At 44.0% G+C, this 14,779-nt stretch carries 11 protein-coding genes; 1 reads left to right on the top strand and 10 read right to left on the bottom strand.

From position 1 onward, the window contains the following. Window positions 1–121: 121 nt before the first annotated feature. A complete protein-coding gene (locus CXF83_RS02350; protein ID WP_101090104.1) occupies window positions 122–1,579 on the bottom strand; it encodes a sensor domain-containing diguanylate cyclase in 1,458 nt (485 codons plus the stop codon). Window positions 1,580–1,817: 238 nt separating this feature from the next. Further along, the gene (locus CXF83_RS02345; RefSeq protein WP_101090167.1) at window positions 1,818–2,681 is read right to left on the bottom strand and encodes a PfkB family carbohydrate kinase; all 864 of its coding nucleotides are present in this window, start codon (window positions 2,679–2,681) and stop codon (window positions 1,818–1,820) included. A gap of 373 nt (window positions 2,682–3,054) precedes the next feature. Here CXF83_RS02345 and CXF83_RS02340 point away from each other — a divergent pair, with 373 nt between their 5' ends. After that, window positions 3,055–3,234, top strand: coding sequence for a hypothetical protein (locus tag CXF83_RS02340; protein WP_101090105.1), 180 nt, complete (start codon window positions 3,055–3,057; stop codon window positions 3,232–3,234). Window positions 3,235–3,359: 125 nt separating this feature from the next. Here the strand turns inward: CXF83_RS02340 and CXF83_RS02335 are convergent, their stop codons facing one another. The 8 genes from CXF83_RS02335 to CXF83_RS02300 form a co-directional block, all read right to left on the bottom strand. After that, window positions 3,360–4,688 carry a coproporphyrinogen III oxidase family protein gene (locus CXF83_RS02335; RefSeq protein WP_101090106.1) on the bottom strand — a complete coding sequence of 443 codons (1,329 nt, stop codon included), beginning with the start codon at window positions 4,686–4,688 and terminating at the stop codon, window positions 3,360–3,362. 278 nt (window positions 4,689–4,966) lie between these two features. Continuing rightward, complete coding sequence (locus CXF83_RS02330) at window positions 4,967–5,950, bottom strand: formate dehydrogenase subunit gamma (protein WP_101090107.1); 984 nt, start codon at window positions 5,948–5,950, stop codon at window positions 4,967–4,969. An 81-nt stretch (window positions 5,951–6,031) separates the two neighbouring features. After that, the gene (fdh3B, locus tag CXF83_RS02325) at window positions 6,032–6,601 is read right to left on the bottom strand and encodes a formate dehydrogenase FDH3 subunit beta (protein WP_101090108.1); all 570 of its coding nucleotides are present in this window, start codon (window positions 6,599–6,601) and stop codon (window positions 6,032–6,034) included. Window positions 6,602–6,630: 29 nt separating this feature from the next. Continuing rightward, a complete protein-coding gene (locus CXF83_RS02320) occupies window positions 6,631–9,486 on the bottom strand; it encodes a molybdopterin-dependent oxidoreductase (RefSeq protein WP_101090109.1) in 2,856 nt (951 codons plus the stop codon). Between the two features lie 18 nt (window positions 9,487–9,504). Continuing rightward, entirely contained in the window at window positions 9,505–9,702 is a 198-nt protein-coding gene (locus tag CXF83_RS02315) for a twin-arginine translocation signal domain-containing protein (RefSeq protein WP_101090110.1), read from the bottom strand. Between the two features lie 540 nt (window positions 9,703–10,242). Beyond that, a complete protein-coding gene (locus CXF83_RS02310) occupies window positions 10,243–11,253 on the bottom strand; it encodes a formate dehydrogenase subunit gamma (RefSeq protein WP_101090111.1) in 1,011 nt (336 codons plus the stop codon). Window positions 11,254–11,303: 50 nt separating this feature from the next. Then, window positions 11,304–11,894: a formate dehydrogenase FDH3 subunit beta gene (gene fdh3B / locus CXF83_RS02305; RefSeq protein WP_101090112.1), complete on the bottom strand. Its 591-nt coding sequence runs from the start codon at window positions 11,892–11,894 to the stop codon at window positions 11,304–11,306. A 26-nt stretch (window positions 11,895–11,920) separates the two neighbouring features. Further along, on the bottom strand, window positions 11,921–14,770 hold the full coding sequence (locus CXF83_RS02300) for a formate dehydrogenase subunit alpha (protein ID WP_101090113.1): 2,850 nt from the start codon (window positions 14,768–14,770) through the stop codon (window positions 11,921–11,923). Between the last annotated feature and the right edge of the window lie 9 nt (window positions 14,771–14,779).

Below are 14,779 nucleotides of genomic sequence, written 5' to 3'. Positions count from 1 at the left end.
AGTTCAAAATAAAGTCTTGTTACCAGTATATTCTAGGACTGCTAGATCTTGATTAACTAGATAACCGTCCTCGGCATCAGACAAGGTCAACTCACACAAAATAAGAAGCTCTACTAGCGGGTTAATAGGACAATACCACTTTATTTCTGCCCTGTCCTTTTGCTTGGTACAGCGCAACATCAACACGGTTAATCAACTCTTCAGGCTTTTCTGAAGCGCGATGTTCTGCAACGCCAGCGCTCACTGTTACCCGTATTTCATTGCCATTAACTCGAATAACGCGAGCTTCTATAGAAGCTCTAATTCGCTCAGCAATATCGTGACTACGACTCAAATCGATATTCGGCAGTAGAATTAAGAACTCTTCCCCGCCCCAGCGGCACAGCAAGTCTTCATCCCGAAGTTGAGATTTAACCATGTTACTGACGGTCTGAATCACCAAATCGCCCATGTTGTGGCCATAGAGATCATTAATGCGTTTGAAATAGTCGATATCAAAAATCAACACCGACATTGGAGTGCTATCCAGCACCGAACGAGCCAGAGATTTAGCAAAGTACTCTTCAAAAGCTTGACGATTGGCTGCACCTGTCAGCTTATCAGTCGACGCCATCAACTCTAGTTTTCGTTGATATTTACCCAAGGTCATGTTGGCTATTATCAAAATGGCCAACGTCACAAAGATACTCAACCCTAAGTTAGCCCAGAAGGTGGTAAGCAGCTTCTGTTTGCCTAAGCTTTCATCTTGTTCCACCAATAAGTACCACTTAAAATCTGCGACTAAACGGCTGTTTAGAAAAATGGTTCTACCATCTCGTTCATATGATAAAGCAGCGCTAGGACTGGTTAAAATGCGGGTGGCAAGCATCTCTAGCCCTGGGGTAGTTTGTAAAGTATCGCCGCCAGAGAAACCTTCGCTATGCAAAGTGATGTTGCCTTGCCTATCGGTAAAATAGACACTGCGGTTATATCGAGTTTGATAGAGCTCAACCATTTTTTTTACACTTTCGACTGCCAAGCCGACACCAGTAACTCCAATGAAATTGCCGTCAAAGTCGAACACCTTATAATTAACGTAAATAACGGTTCGATTACGGTTAGCCGTATCTTGATCGATATTCACTTCATAATGTTCTGACTTAGGCAGCGAGCGCACCCTGAAATACCAAGCATCATTTGGATCAAGATCATCGATCTGTTTTAAAACACCGCTCGAATGGTAGTAATTACGGCTAGCTTCAGAAACAAAAAAGCTAGTGACAGTACCGTACTTCTCTTGGATCTCTTTAAGATAGCGTACGACCTTATCTGGCGATTTCTCTTGATCTAGAGTCCAATCACGTACAAAGGTATCTTGCGCCATTAGCGATGAAATAAAGATAGGTTTGAGTAGATCCTGTTGTATTTCTGAATAAATATTATCACTGGTTAACGGTAAAGTATTTTCTTCGATTTGCTGACTTAATGAATCATGTGCCACTTGATAACTGATACCGCTGGTGACCACAAAAGCTGCTAGTAACAAAACCGTTAGGGTCCAGATAAACCGTTTTTTATCGTTCCACACTTTATGACCCATATACGATGCTCACTTCACGCGATTAAATTGAACCCACTCAAACAAGCCTAACTTGTTAACTAAGTGTTAATATTAACTGAAAATCGCTTGGCTCGCATTGATTATTAGTATTGATAAGAGGGGGGTTATTGTAGAAAAATAGCCCTGTAGGAGAACAGGGCAAAAAGCAGTTTAAAAAGAGGTTAATAAACTAAGGAAAACGTCAATCCATAGCTAAAGCTACTTGATAATAGTGACATTAAGATGACGATTTAGATTGAGCTCCTGCACTTAAATACTCTTTTAAGCCTTTCCCTGGGATTGAACTCTCACAGGCCACTGCGTAGCTAGACCAGGTCGAAGCCTCTTGCATCGACTCAACCATGGTTAATTTGTTAACCAGACCGTTAATAAGGCCTGCAGCATAAGCATCTCCCGCGCCTGTGGTATCAACCACCACACTCGGCACTGCCGCCACATCAACGGGTTCGGATCCACTGTAGAGCGTGGCGCCATTTTCACCATCAGTCACAATAAAATATTGCAAACTTTCGCCCGCTATCGACTTGGCAAACTCCCATGGCTGCTGTCCGCAACGCCCATGCATATCACTTAAGGAGGTTAATAAAATATGGCAAGGTCGAGCTCGCTCATCTTTAGCCAATTGGGCTATCACCCAACAATGCTTAATCGCCGTTTTCGCCCAGCTAGCAGCACCTTCAGATGATGAATTAATATAAAAAGCGTCAATCGTCCCCCATTGAGGCGGAATGGGTAACTCAAATGTCGGTCGCTCGGGACGAATGATGGTTCGCTCACCATCAGGCGTCATCATCAATAGCATTTCGTTAGTAGGACCCGCTCGACGCTGCACTAAGCTGCAATTAATCCCCTGAGTACTCGCTTCTGCTAACAACCAGTCACCGACGTCATCACGCCCAACTTCAGTCACTAACGTCACTTGATGTCCAGCCCAAACTAAGCCGATCCCCGTATTAGCACCACCGCCACCAAGCCTCTGGCCGCCATCTTGATAATGAAATCGACCTCCTGTTTTCAGCGGTTTATTGAGGTTAAAGATACGATCACAGTTTAAGTTTGCGACAAGTAAAATACTGGCCATGACAACCTGATAAATAGAGTGCGATACATTGATAGTAAGAGATTTGTATTCGTGCGCCAAGCCCAATGCGTAAGTCATTAGCTTTTATCTTGAGAAACGGTTCAATTTTCACATTCCCAAGAATGCTCTGGAGTGATTTTGGGCGTTTTATAGTCGTTTCATGTAAGACATCTCTCAAGCAGGCGTGAGACTTGACGACATTTATAACTAAATATGCATTTGCCGTCAGCATTAAGCTTCAGAAAAACCTCGTAATAATGAATTATAAATCTTTTCTGTTATTCCACCCATTTTGACTATACTTAAAACACTTACACAGTCACGGCTTGACTGCGTATATCATGGCCACATCCCAACGGAATAGGATAGTTGAATGGACTCAATTATTAGTATGGATGAACTCACGGAGTTCCAGGAGTCGCTCGAGACTCGTCTCAAACGTTATAAAGCGTGTCTTTATGAGTTTGATAAAATGCGATATACCGATACGTATATCGTACAAATTAGGGAAGATATCGTTCGTTTAGAGCACCTAATTTCGCTGCAGACATAAGAAATTTTTCAGGGTAAACAAACAAAGCGGTAAATACTCTCAAGTAGTTACCGCATTTGCTGTGGAGGAGTTTAGTGGACCTAATTAAATCAATTTATAATATTAGCTTAGCCAATGTTAACTGATTACATATCACTTTCTTTTAGTGGTTTACGCAGTTGAGCTCGGACATTGTCCATCCCAGAGTAAAACTCTTTCATCATCAACAACCCCATCATTTTACCGTTATCAGTAACAATCAAATTATCACGATCCATCGGGTCATTTTTGATAGCACCAATAGCCTTCATCGAGGTCATCTCTTTAAATAAGGCGGTATCTAGGTTGACGCCAAATGTCTCACGGAAGTACTTACGTGATAAACGCCCTGAGAACATCCCTAGCAGGAATCGATACTGCATCACCTCTTTACGACCGTAGTTTTTTTGCTGCTCAACACCCATATGGCCACTTCCAATTCGCTGTTGATACTTCTTCAACGAGAAGGTGTTCACGTAGAGCGTGTCATCTAAGAAACTGAATGAGCCTGAACCTACGCCTAAATACTCGTCGTAGTCGATAACGTATTCATCAAAACCTTCATTATCTGTTTTACCAAATGCCCAAGCTGAAAGCTGATTGTATTGGCCATTCAGGCTATTCAAAATCTGACGATATTGGCGCACCATGTCACCTTGAGGCGCGGCCAACTTACCTTTAACACTCTTACGTGTTTGATGCGTGATCATCAGCGGGTAAGTGGTGATTTGACGTGGGTCTAACTTTGCCGCCATATCTAAGTCATTTTGGATCACTTCATCTGTTTGACCACGAAAGCCAAAAATAAGATCGACGTTAATGATCGGAAACAGCTCTTTAGCTGCCATGATTTTATCGAATGTCTGCTGACCAGTACCAAACTTATCGATCCGATCAGTCATGGTTAAAATGTCATCGTTAAAACTCTGCACCCCGATAGACATACGATCAACTAAGCCCTCAAGCTGCTTAAAGCCTGGACGGTCTAAGTGTTGTGGATCTGACTCACATGACACTTCTTTAATACTTGGGAACAGTTTTTTCGCATGCTCGATGGTTCGGGCAAGTTCATCTTCTAAAACAGTGGTGGTACCACCGCCGATATACATAGACTCGAAGTCATAACCGAGGTTTTTGACCATATCCATCTCTTTTCGCAAAGAGATAAAGTAGCTACGAGCCTTATCTTCATTGAACAGAAAACGATGGAAAGTACAATATGAGCACAAGGTATGACAGAAAGGCACATGCGCATAAAGCATGTATTTCTTACCTTCAATTGGGTTTGGCATCATCTCGGCAGAAACCGTATCGAGCCTTAAATTGCGATCGACATAGAACTGCATCACCTTTTCCATGCTACTAATCATCCAATCTGGCGTGGTGATATTAGCTTTATAAGGTTGAGCGCTATCGGGCAAAATAATTGAAGACATAAAAATTCCTATCAAAGATGGCTGTTCAAAAATAAAGAGAGATGTACCGAATTGAACTAGCGGAGAGCAAAATTAACACTTTAAATCACAGTAAAACGTGATTTGGTTATAACTTAGCGTTTCCTATCAAGGAAATGTAGAGCATTTTGTTAAGTAAGTCATGTTTTAGCAAAGGCGCATAAATCGACCAACTCGTCATTTGTCCGTTTAAAACAAAAACACCTCAGTGAATAAATCAACTGAGGTGTTTGCCGTTCAAGCCTTAGATACTAAAGAATTTACTCTTTGTATTTAAGCGTTCCATTCTCTTTGATCTCATCGAACCAAAGATTGTGGTGCTGGCTTGCCCAAGTTTCATCACAGTAACCTGAAACCATACATTCCATACCACCTTCAGACATAACCGTAGCCATAAAGATATGGACGATTGAGAAAGCAGTAATGATGATAGCGCTGATAGAGTGAAGTACCAATGCAATCAAGCTCAATGTGCGGCTAGGCTCGAACAAGTTCGGGAATAGTAGCAACATACCTGAAGCAGAGATCACCAGACCAAATAAAGCAAAGGCCCAGAACCACAACTTCTCACCGGCGTTAGCGAAACCAGCATCTGGATGCTTGCCTTTAAATGGACCGAAGTTGATGTAACCACCAACAACCATCATCCACTTAATGTCGTACATCTTTGGTAGCTGGTTTTTAGCCCAAAGCCCTGTCATTAATGCCCAACCAATCATGAACGGGATCGCCATGAAGTCGTGCACTTGCTTTGCAGCATAGACAAGGTTTGACCATAGACCTTCACCGATATAAGGCTGGAAGAAGAATCGTCCGGCCAATAGTGTTAGACCCGTCAAAATCAATAGCAGACACGGAATAGCACCTAACCAGTGAATAGACACGTCAAACTTAGACCAGCGATAGACCAACTTACCCGAGAAACCACCGTGCAGCTTGGAGATGCCATTCACTTTGATAAACAGGATAAAGATAATGATCATACCAAATAGCGCGGCCATTAACGCCGGCGCTAATAGGTCACTACGCAGCTCAAGTACACGTAAATCATACGTGTTGATTGGCTGAGCATGGAATTCACTTAACGATGTTGTACGACCTTCTGCACCCGCTTTAAGCTGTGACCAAATTTGGCCATTATCCACTTTAGCATCATCAGCATGATCTGCACTGTCATGAGCAAAAGCTGTCACACTGAATAACAGTGCAATAGCGATACCTATGTGTTTAAACCATTTGTTCATAATACGTCCTCTGTTACTGCTTGCTGGCCCAACTAAACAGGCCAACAAGTAGTATGTTGGAAGATGTTCAACCTAAGTTGATCAACCCCAAATTGCGTTTTTAGAACCACGGTATGCAACACGTTCACGGAAGATAGAAGAAATAACTCCAGCATCCCCCGCTAGTAGCGATTTAGTTGCACACAGTTCGGCACACATAGGTAGCTTACCTTCAGCGATACGGTTAGAACCATATTTCTGACGTTCTGCGTCAGAATGGTTCTCTTCAGGACCACCAGCACAGAAAGTACACTTGTCCATCTTACCGCGAGCACCAAAAGCGCCGCCTTGAGGGAACTGAGGAGCACCAAATGGGCAAGCGTACAAGCAGTAACCACAACCGATACAAGTATCTTTGTCGTGCAGTACGATGCCATCTTCAGTCTTGTAGAAACAGTTTGCAGGGCAAACAGCCATACAAGGTGCATCACTACAGTGCATACAAGCGACAGAAATTGACGCTTCGCCCTTCACACCATCATTGATTGTCACTACGCGACGACGTTGAATTCCCCACTCAAGAGCAGAGTCGTTTTCATTCTTACATGCTGTGACACAACCGTTACACTCGATGCAGCGCTTGGTATCACATAAAAATTTCATTGTAGCCATTCTGGCAATTCTCCTAGCTAATTCTGCAATTACGCTTTAACGATCTGGCACAACGATGCCTTGGTTTCCTGCATCTGAGTCACAGGGTCATAACCATAAGTCAATGCTGTGTTACAAGACTCACCAAGAACATAAGGTACAGTGCCCTCTGGGTAGTTAGCTGCAAGGCTTTCACCGTGCATATGACCCGCGAAGTGGTAAGGCATCCAAGTAACACCAACCTTAACGCGTGGAGTGACCATAGCCTTAATCTTGATTCGGCCACCTTCAGCACCTTCAAGCCATACAGTGTCTCCGTCGCGAATTGCGCGATCAGCAGCATCAGCAGGGTTAATTTCAACAAACATCTCTTGTTGAAGCTCCGCAAGCCAAGGGTTACAACGAGACTCTTCACCACCACCTTCATACTCTACTAGACGACCAGAAGTCAGACCTAGCGGGTACTTAGCTGCTGAGTCTTTCTCTTGAATTGACTTGTACAGCGTCGGTAGACGATGAACTTGCATGTCATCATATGTTGGATACTTAGACACAAGATCACGACGTGGCGTATAAAGCGGCTCACGGTGAATTGGTATTTCGTCAGGGAATGTCCAAACAATACAGCGAGCTTTAGCGTTACCGTATGGGATGCAACCGTGCTTCATTGCTACACGTTGGATACCACCAGAAACGTCAGTCTTCCAGTTTCTACCTTCAGCTTCTACTTTCTCTTCTGCTGTTAGGTCATCCCACCAGCCAAGCTGCTTAAGCATGTCAGCGGTGAATTCTGGGTAACCGTCTTGAATTTCCGCGCCTTTAGAGAAGCTACCTTCAGCCAATAAGTTCTTACCTTTATACTCAACACCAAAACGAGCACGGAAGTTACCACCGCCCTCAAGAACATGTCTGCTTGTGTTATAAAGGATCTGTGTACCAGGGTGCTTCTGCTCTGGTGTACCCCAACATGGCCAAGGTAGACCATAAGTATCGCCTTTAGCAGGACCGCCAAGAGCTTCAAGAGTTGTGTTGCTAAATGTGCCCCAGTTTTGAGTATGCAGCTTCAAACGCTCAGGGCTTTGGCCTGACATGCCGATCGTCCACATACCGCGGTTAATTTCGCGAGTAATGTCTTCAATAACAAGAACATCATTTGCGTCTTTAGCGATACGCTTAGTGTACTCATCAGCAAAACCGAGCTTTTGAGATAGACGGTACATAATCTCAAGGTCAGTCTTAGATTCGAATAATGGCTCGATAACCTTCTCACGCCACTGCTGGCTACGGCCAGAGTTAGACACAGAACCTTCAGTTTCAAACTGAGTGGCTGCAGGAAGAAGATAAACACCATTCTTACGACGGTGCATGACACCTGCCATTGTTGGGAATGGATCAACAACAACAACCGTATCCATCTTATCAAGTGCATCACGGACATCGCGCTGACGAGTTTCAGTGTTAACTGATTGTCCCCAGAAGAATGCCATACGAATGCGATCTTTTTGTGCGAGTTTTTCAGGCGTTTCTAACACACCGTCATGCCAGCGAGAACAAGGAATACCAGGAGTATTCATTGGAATGCGACCAAGATATGAGTTTTGGTCAAAACGACTCTTAACCCAATCAAAATCTAGGTCCCAAACGTGGCTCCAATGTTTCCAAGAGCCCGTCTTTAGACCGTAGTAACCTGGTAGCGTATCGAACAATAGACCTAAGTCAGTCGCGCCCTGTACGTTATCATGTCCACGGAAGATGTTTGTTCCGCCGCCTTTAACACCCATGTTACCAAGGGCAAGTTGAAGGATACAGTAAGCACGAGTGTTAGCATTACCCACGTGATGCTGAGTACCACCCATACACCAAACAACGGTACCTGGACGGTTATCCGCCATCAGTTTAGCTGCTTGGTAAACATCTTCTTCTCGACAACCAGTGATGTTCGCCACTTCTTTTGGTGGGAATTTTTTCGCTTCTGCGCGAATTGATTCCATCTCGAAAACACGCTCTTGAATGAACGTCTTATCTTCCCAGCCATTTTCAAAAATGTGCCAAAGCATACCGTAGATGAATGGAATATCAGTACCCGGACGCAGATCACAATGTAAATCAGCATGCGCAGCAGTACGAGAGAAACGTGGATCAACTACAATAAGTTTTGCGTTATTTTTCTCTTTCGCGATCAGGATATGCTGCATTGCAACAGGATGCGCTTCAGCAGGGTTAGCCCCGATGAAGAAGATTGCATTTGCATTCTGAATATCGTTGAAAGAGTTAGTTTGCGCACCGTAGCCCCAAGTGTTAGCAACACCGGCTACCGTGGTAGAGTGACAAATACGTGCAGAGTGGTCGACGTTGTTCGTGCCCCACATTGCCGCAAATTTACGATACATGTAGCAGCCTTCGTTCGAGAACTTAGCACTACCCATAAAGTAAAGTGAATCTGGACCAGATTCCTTACGGATATCTAGCATCTGGTCACCAACTTCGTTCAAAGCTTGTTCCCAAGATAGTTTCTTCCACTTGCCATCAACAAGTTTCATTGGGTACTTAAGACGCTTCTCACCGTGACCATGTTCACGTAGCGCAGCACCTTTAGCACAGTGTCCACCGTTGTTGAATGGGTGATCAAAAGCAGGCTCTTGACCTGTCCATACGCCATTTTGTACTTCTGCGTATAAACCACAACCAACAGCACAAGCACTACATACTGTGCGCTTGATTTCAGTGGGTGCATCATGTGGGACATCTTTGGCTTCTGCTCGGCGCATCATGCCTGTACCCAACAACGAAGCTGCAGCAATACCACCAGATGTGATACCAGCTTGCTTCATAAATTGACGACGGCTAATACCTAGAGTTTTTTTCTCTACAGTAGGTGCCGCGTTGGATTTACGAGTTAATTGCATCGCTTAAATTCTCCTAAACTAGCCGCGTAAGCTATTGTAATAACTGCGAACGTGAGCAGTTTCTTGATAGCCATTAGCACTCTTAGTGCTGACATTATTTTCACTTGCTTGAGCTACACTCACGCCTGTTGCGGCGATTGCGACACCTGCGGTGCCACCAATTGTGAGCGCTTTCAGCAAAGATCTGCGGTTCAGATCAGGCTGTTGCTTCTTCATTTTTGCTCCTGGTATGGAAGGAATATTCTTTATTAGAAATTATCAGGGCACCTTTTTCTACGAGCTCATAACACGGCCACTTGTTAATCAAGTGTTATCATCAAACGAGTTAGTCAAAAGAAGGTGATTGTTATTAAAAACATCCATAAGTTTCGCGGACAATATATGAGAAAAAGGCAGCAGGAAAATTGATCTGAATCCAATTCAGCTGCGGAAAACATCATCAATACCACTAAAGTGTTAGCTTAATCATGTTTTATATAATGGAGGTGTTTAGGCGGTACAAGTAAAGCAATAATGCGCATAACTAATTGTTAATAACAATAGTAACTTAAGCGTTACATTGTTTAGCAGTAGAATAACTTAGCGTGATAGATTTTTAAGCAAAACAGAGCCTCTGAAAGAATCTGAAATAGGGGGAGATTACTTATCAAATGCATTAAAATCGTTCGTGGATTACAGGCAAAAAAAAGCCCCCGACTTATTTGGCCAAGGGCATTTATGACTTACAGCTTAAGACTTATAACTCATAACCAGAGTTTAATCTTTATACTCTAAGGTACCGTTTTCTTTGATTTCGTCATACCAAAGATTGTGGTGCTGAGAGGCCCAGTTTTCATCACAATAACCAGAAACCATGCACTCCATACCACCTTCACTTAATACTGTCGCCATCCAAATATGCACGATAGTAAAGGCGATGATGATAATCGCACTAATAGCATGAATTAACAGTGCAGCCATAGAGGCTTCGCGTGGTAGATCCAAACCTGGCAATACTAGCATTAAACCTGACGCGGCAATAAATAGCCCGAATAAGGTTAATGACCAGAACCACATTTTCTCACCAGCATTAGCAAAGCCACTATCAGGATGCTTGCCTTTAAATGGACCAAAGTTGATATAACCACCAACTACTAGGAACCATTTTAAGTCATACATCTTGAAGGTTTGCATTGGCATCCATTTAACAACACACAGGATCCAAGACACAATAAATATCGGTCCGACCCAATCATGTATCGTTTTGGTACCATAGATGAGACCAGCCCAGAAGCCTTCCCCAACATAAGGCTGCAATACATATTTACCCAGCATGATATTTAAACCAGTAAAAATCAGTGCCAAACATGATGTCGCTAATACCCAGTGGATCCACAGGTCTGCTTTAGTCCAACGCAGCACCATTTTTCCAGAAAAGCCCTTACTCAGCTTAGAAGGACCATTTACCAAGTAGAAAAACAGGAACGCAGCAAATACACCGACAACAGTAATACCCATCACTGGTGTTAAGTACTGGTTTCTTACGTCTTTACCTTGGTTACCCGCAACGTTAATCAATACACCTGGCTCAATACCTTGAGCTGTTGTAAAGCCTGAGTCGCCTGCTCTTACCGCGCGCCAAAGATCAGCTTCACTGGTTTTACCCGCTTGCTGTTGGCTCGATTGTTCATCTGCTGCTATTGCTGATGTGCTAAGTCCCAACCCCATAGAAAAAACCAGAGGGATAACTAGCATTGCGAACAAGCTGCGCAGTGATTTCATATACATATTCACTCCTTAATTGGGCTATACACCAAAGTGCATAGCCCTATTCAGCCCTACGCGCCAGTCTTTGGGGTATAGCCCCATATTGCGCCAGGGTTTCCTCTAGCTGCAATACGCTCACGGTAGATATCAGATACTACGCCAGCATCACCCGCTAACAGTGCTTTAGTTGAACAAAGCTCTGCACACATTGGCAATTTGCCTTCGGCGATACGGTTAGCACCATACTTCTGGCGCTCTGCATCTGAATGAGTCTCTTCTGGGCCACCGGCACAGAAAGTACACTTATCCATCTTGCCGCGACTACCAAATGCTGTCTTCTGAGGGAACTGAGGCGCTCCGAAAGGACAAGCATAGAAGCAGTAACCACAACCGATACACGTATCTTTATTGTGTAATACGATGCCATCTTCAGTGCGGTAGAAACAATCTGCAGGACAGACTGCCATACAAGGTGCATCAGTACAGTGCATACATGCCACTGAGATTGACGCTTCACCCGGTACACCATCATTGATAGTGACTACGCGACGACGTTGAATGCCCCACTCTAGAGCGGAATCGTTTTCGTTTTTACATGCTGTGACGCAACCGTTACACTCGATGCAGCGTTTGGTGTCACATAAGAATTTCATGACTGCCATAATGGCTTATCTCCTCATCAAGTTAATTAAGCTTTGCTGATCTGACACAAAGAGGCTTTCGTCTCTTGCATCTGAGTCACAACGTCATAGCCATAGGTCATTACAGTGTTGGCAGATTCGCCAATAACGTAAGGTACTGTTCCTTCGGGATAGTTCTTCTCAAGGCTCTTACCTTCGAATACACCCGCAAAGTGGTATGGCATGAAACATTCGCCAGCGGTAACTCGAGGAGTTACCATCGCTTTAACTGTGATTTTTGCCCCTTCAGGACTATGAACGAAAACATCATCACCATCACGTAAACCGCGATCAGCAGCATCCGCAGGGTTGATCTCGATAAACATTTCTTGCTGAAGTTCTGCAAGCCATGGATTTGAACGAGTCTCTTCACCACCACCTTCGTACTCTACCAAACGCCCAGTTGTAACGGCGAGTGGGAAGTCTTTGGCAAAATCCTTTTCCTGAATTGATTTATACAGGGTAGGAAGGCGCCAAACCATACGATCATCATAAGTTGGATACTTAGAAACCAAGTCACGACGTGGTGTATAAAGTGGCTCACGGTGTAATGGAATATCATCAGGGAAGTTCCAAACGACGCAACGCGCTTTAGCGTTACCGTAAGGAATACAACCGTGCTTGATAGCCACTCGCTGAATACCACCTAAGATATCTGTCTTCCAGTTCTTACCTTCAGCAGCAACTTTCTCTTCAGCCGTTAGATCATCCCACCAACCAAGTTGCTTAAGCATCTTGTCGGTAAACTCTGGATAACCATCTTGGATCTCACTGCCTTTTGAGTAAGAACCTTCAGCTAAGATATTGGTGCCATTATGTTCAACACCATAACGAGCACGGAAATTACCGCCACCGTTAATCACTTCACGACCAGTACGGTACAAAATTTGTGTACCTGGATGCTTCATCTCTGGAGTACCCCAACAAGGCCAAGGTAAGCCATAGGTTTCACCTTTAGCAGGTCCACCTGGTGCTTCAAGCGATTTAATATCGAAGGTGCCCCAGTTTTCTTGGTGCATTTTCAAACGCTCTGGGCTTTGACCGGTGTAACCAATGGTCCACATACCGCGGTTGAATTCACGGGTCATATCTTCAATCAACGGCTCTTCACCATTCACCTTGATATTCTTACAGAGCTCACTTTCAATGCCCCACTTCTTCGCCAAATTATACATAATCACATGATCTGGCTTACATTCGAATAGTGGTTCAATCACTCGTGAACGCCACTGTAATGAGCGATTAGACGCTGATACAGAACCGTAAGTTTCAAACTGTGTTGCCGCAGGAAGTAAATAAACACCATCCGTACGTTCGTGCATGACACCCGCCATAGTTGGATATGGATCCACTACAACCACTGTTTCCATCTTGTTCAATGCTTCACGCACTTCACGACCACGGGTTTCAGTGTTAACTGATTGTCCCCAGAAAAATGCCATATGAACATTATCTTTCTGCGCAATATTAGCTTTATCTTCAAGTACACCATCATGCCAACGTGAACATGGGATACCTGCAGAGGTCATTGGATCTTGGCCTAAATGTTTCTCTTGATCAAAGCGGCTCTTAACCCACTCATAATCTAAGTCCCAAACATTACACCAGTGCTTCCAAGAACCTGTTTTTAATCCATAATATCCTGGCAAAGTATCACATAATAAACCAAAGTCAGTTGCACCCTGAACATTATCGTGACCACGCAAAATATTCGTACCACCACCAGACACGCCCATATTACCTAGGGCTAACTGGAGAATACAGTATGAACGAGTGTTCGCATTACCGATGTGATGCTGAGTACCACCCATACACCAAACAACTGTACCAGGCTTAGTTTCAGCTAAAAGCTTAGCAACACGGTACATCTGCGCTTTTGGTATCCCAACCACGTTTTCAACTTCAGCTGGATCATATTTTTTCACTTCTTCACGGATACGTTCCATACCGTAAACACGCTGATTAATGAAATCTTGATCTTCCCAACCATTTTCGAAAATGTGCCATAACAGGCCATAGATGAATGGAATATCAGTACCCGGACGGATATGTACGAACTCATCAGCCTTAGCTGCAGTTCGAGTAAAACGAGGGTCGACAACAATAATTTTAGCGCCACGCTCTTTACCTTCCAGAATATGCTGCATCGCGACAGGATGCGCTTCTGAAGGGTTAGAACCGATAAACATCATCACTTTGGAGTTGCGCATATCGTTGATTGAGTTGGTTTGCGCACCGTAGCCCCAAGTGTTTGCAACACCGGCTACAGTGGTAGAGTGACAAATACGCGCTGAGTGGTCGACATTGTTGGTGCCCCACATTGCCGCTAATTTGCGATACATATAACATTGTTCGTTAGAGAACTTGGCACTTCCCATGAAGAAAACTGAATCTGGACCAGACTCTTTACGGATATCAAGCGCTTTTTGTCCCACTTCTTCAATCGCTTGTTCCCATGAAAGACGTTTCCACTTACCGCCTTCTAGCTTCATTGGGTATTTAAGACGCTTAGCTCCATGACCTACTTCACGTAAAGCCGCACCTTTTGCACAATGTCCACCCGCATTAAATGGGTGATCAAATGCAGGTTCTTGACCTGTCCAAACACCATTTTGGACTTCGGCGTACACACCACAACCCACTGAACAGTGAGAACAGATAGTACGCTTAATTTCAGTTGGGGCATCGTGAGGTACATCTTTTGCTTCTGCTTTACGCATCATTCCTGCGCCAAGCATTGATGCCGCAGCAATACCACCTGTTGCGAGACTCGCAGACTTGAGGAATTGACGACGGTTTAAACCTAAGACAGCCTTAGTAGTTGTGGCTGCTTGGTCTGTTTTGCGGGTTAATCGCATCACACACTC

Source organism: Shewanella sp. Choline-02u-19 (assembly GCF_002836205.1).
In the GTDB taxonomy this organism is placed as follows: domain Bacteria; phylum Pseudomonadota; class Gammaproteobacteria; order Enterobacterales; family Shewanellaceae; genus Shewanella.
This window is presented reverse-complemented; position numbering and strand designations above follow the sequence as displayed.

What these genes read in the sequence shown, in the direction of transcription:
- CXF83_RS02350 (WP_101090104.1), bottom strand. Translation starts at nt 1,579, where the DNA reads ATGGGTCATAAAGTGTGGAACGATAAAAAACGGTTTATCTGGACCCTA.
- CXF83_RS02320 (WP_101090109.1), bottom strand. Translation starts at nt 9,486, where the DNA reads ATGCAATTAACTCGTAAATCCAACGCGGCACCTACTGTAGAGAAAAAA.
- CXF83_RS02330 (WP_101090107.1), bottom strand. Translation starts at nt 5,950, where the DNA reads ATGAACAAATGGTTTAAACACATAGGTATCGCTATTGCACTGTTATTC.
- CXF83_RS02345 (WP_101090167.1), bottom strand. Translation starts at nt 2,681, where the DNA reads ATGGCCAGTATTTTACTTGTCGCAAACTTAAACTGTGATCGTATCTTT.
- CXF83_RS02335 (WP_101090106.1), bottom strand. Translation starts at nt 4,688, where the DNA reads ATGTCTTCAATTATTTTGCCCGATAGCGCTCAACCTTATAAAGCTAAT.
- CXF83_RS02340 (WP_101090105.1), top strand. Translation starts at nt 3,055, where the DNA reads ATGGACTCAATTATTAGTATGGATGAACTCACGGAGTTCCAGGAGTCG.
- CXF83_RS02310 (WP_101090111.1), bottom strand. Translation starts at nt 11,253, where the DNA reads ATGTATATGAAATCACTGCGCAGCTTGTTCGCAATGCTAGTTATCCCT.
- fdh3B (WP_101090112.1), bottom strand. Translation starts at nt 11,894, where the DNA reads ATGGCAGTCATGAAATTCTTATGTGACACCAAACGCTGCATCGAGTGT.
- CXF83_RS02315 (WP_101090110.1), bottom strand. Translation starts at nt 9,702, where the DNA reads ATGAAGAAGCAACAGCCTGATCTGAACCGCAGATCTTTGCTGAAAGCG.
- CXF83_RS02300 (WP_101090113.1), bottom strand. Translation starts at nt 14,770, where the DNA reads ATGCGATTAACCCGCAAAACAGACCAAGCAGCCACAACTACTAAGGCT.
- fdh3B (WP_101090108.1), bottom strand. Translation starts at nt 6,601, where the DNA reads ATGGCTACAATGAAATTTTTATGTGATACCAAGCGCTGCATCGAGTGT.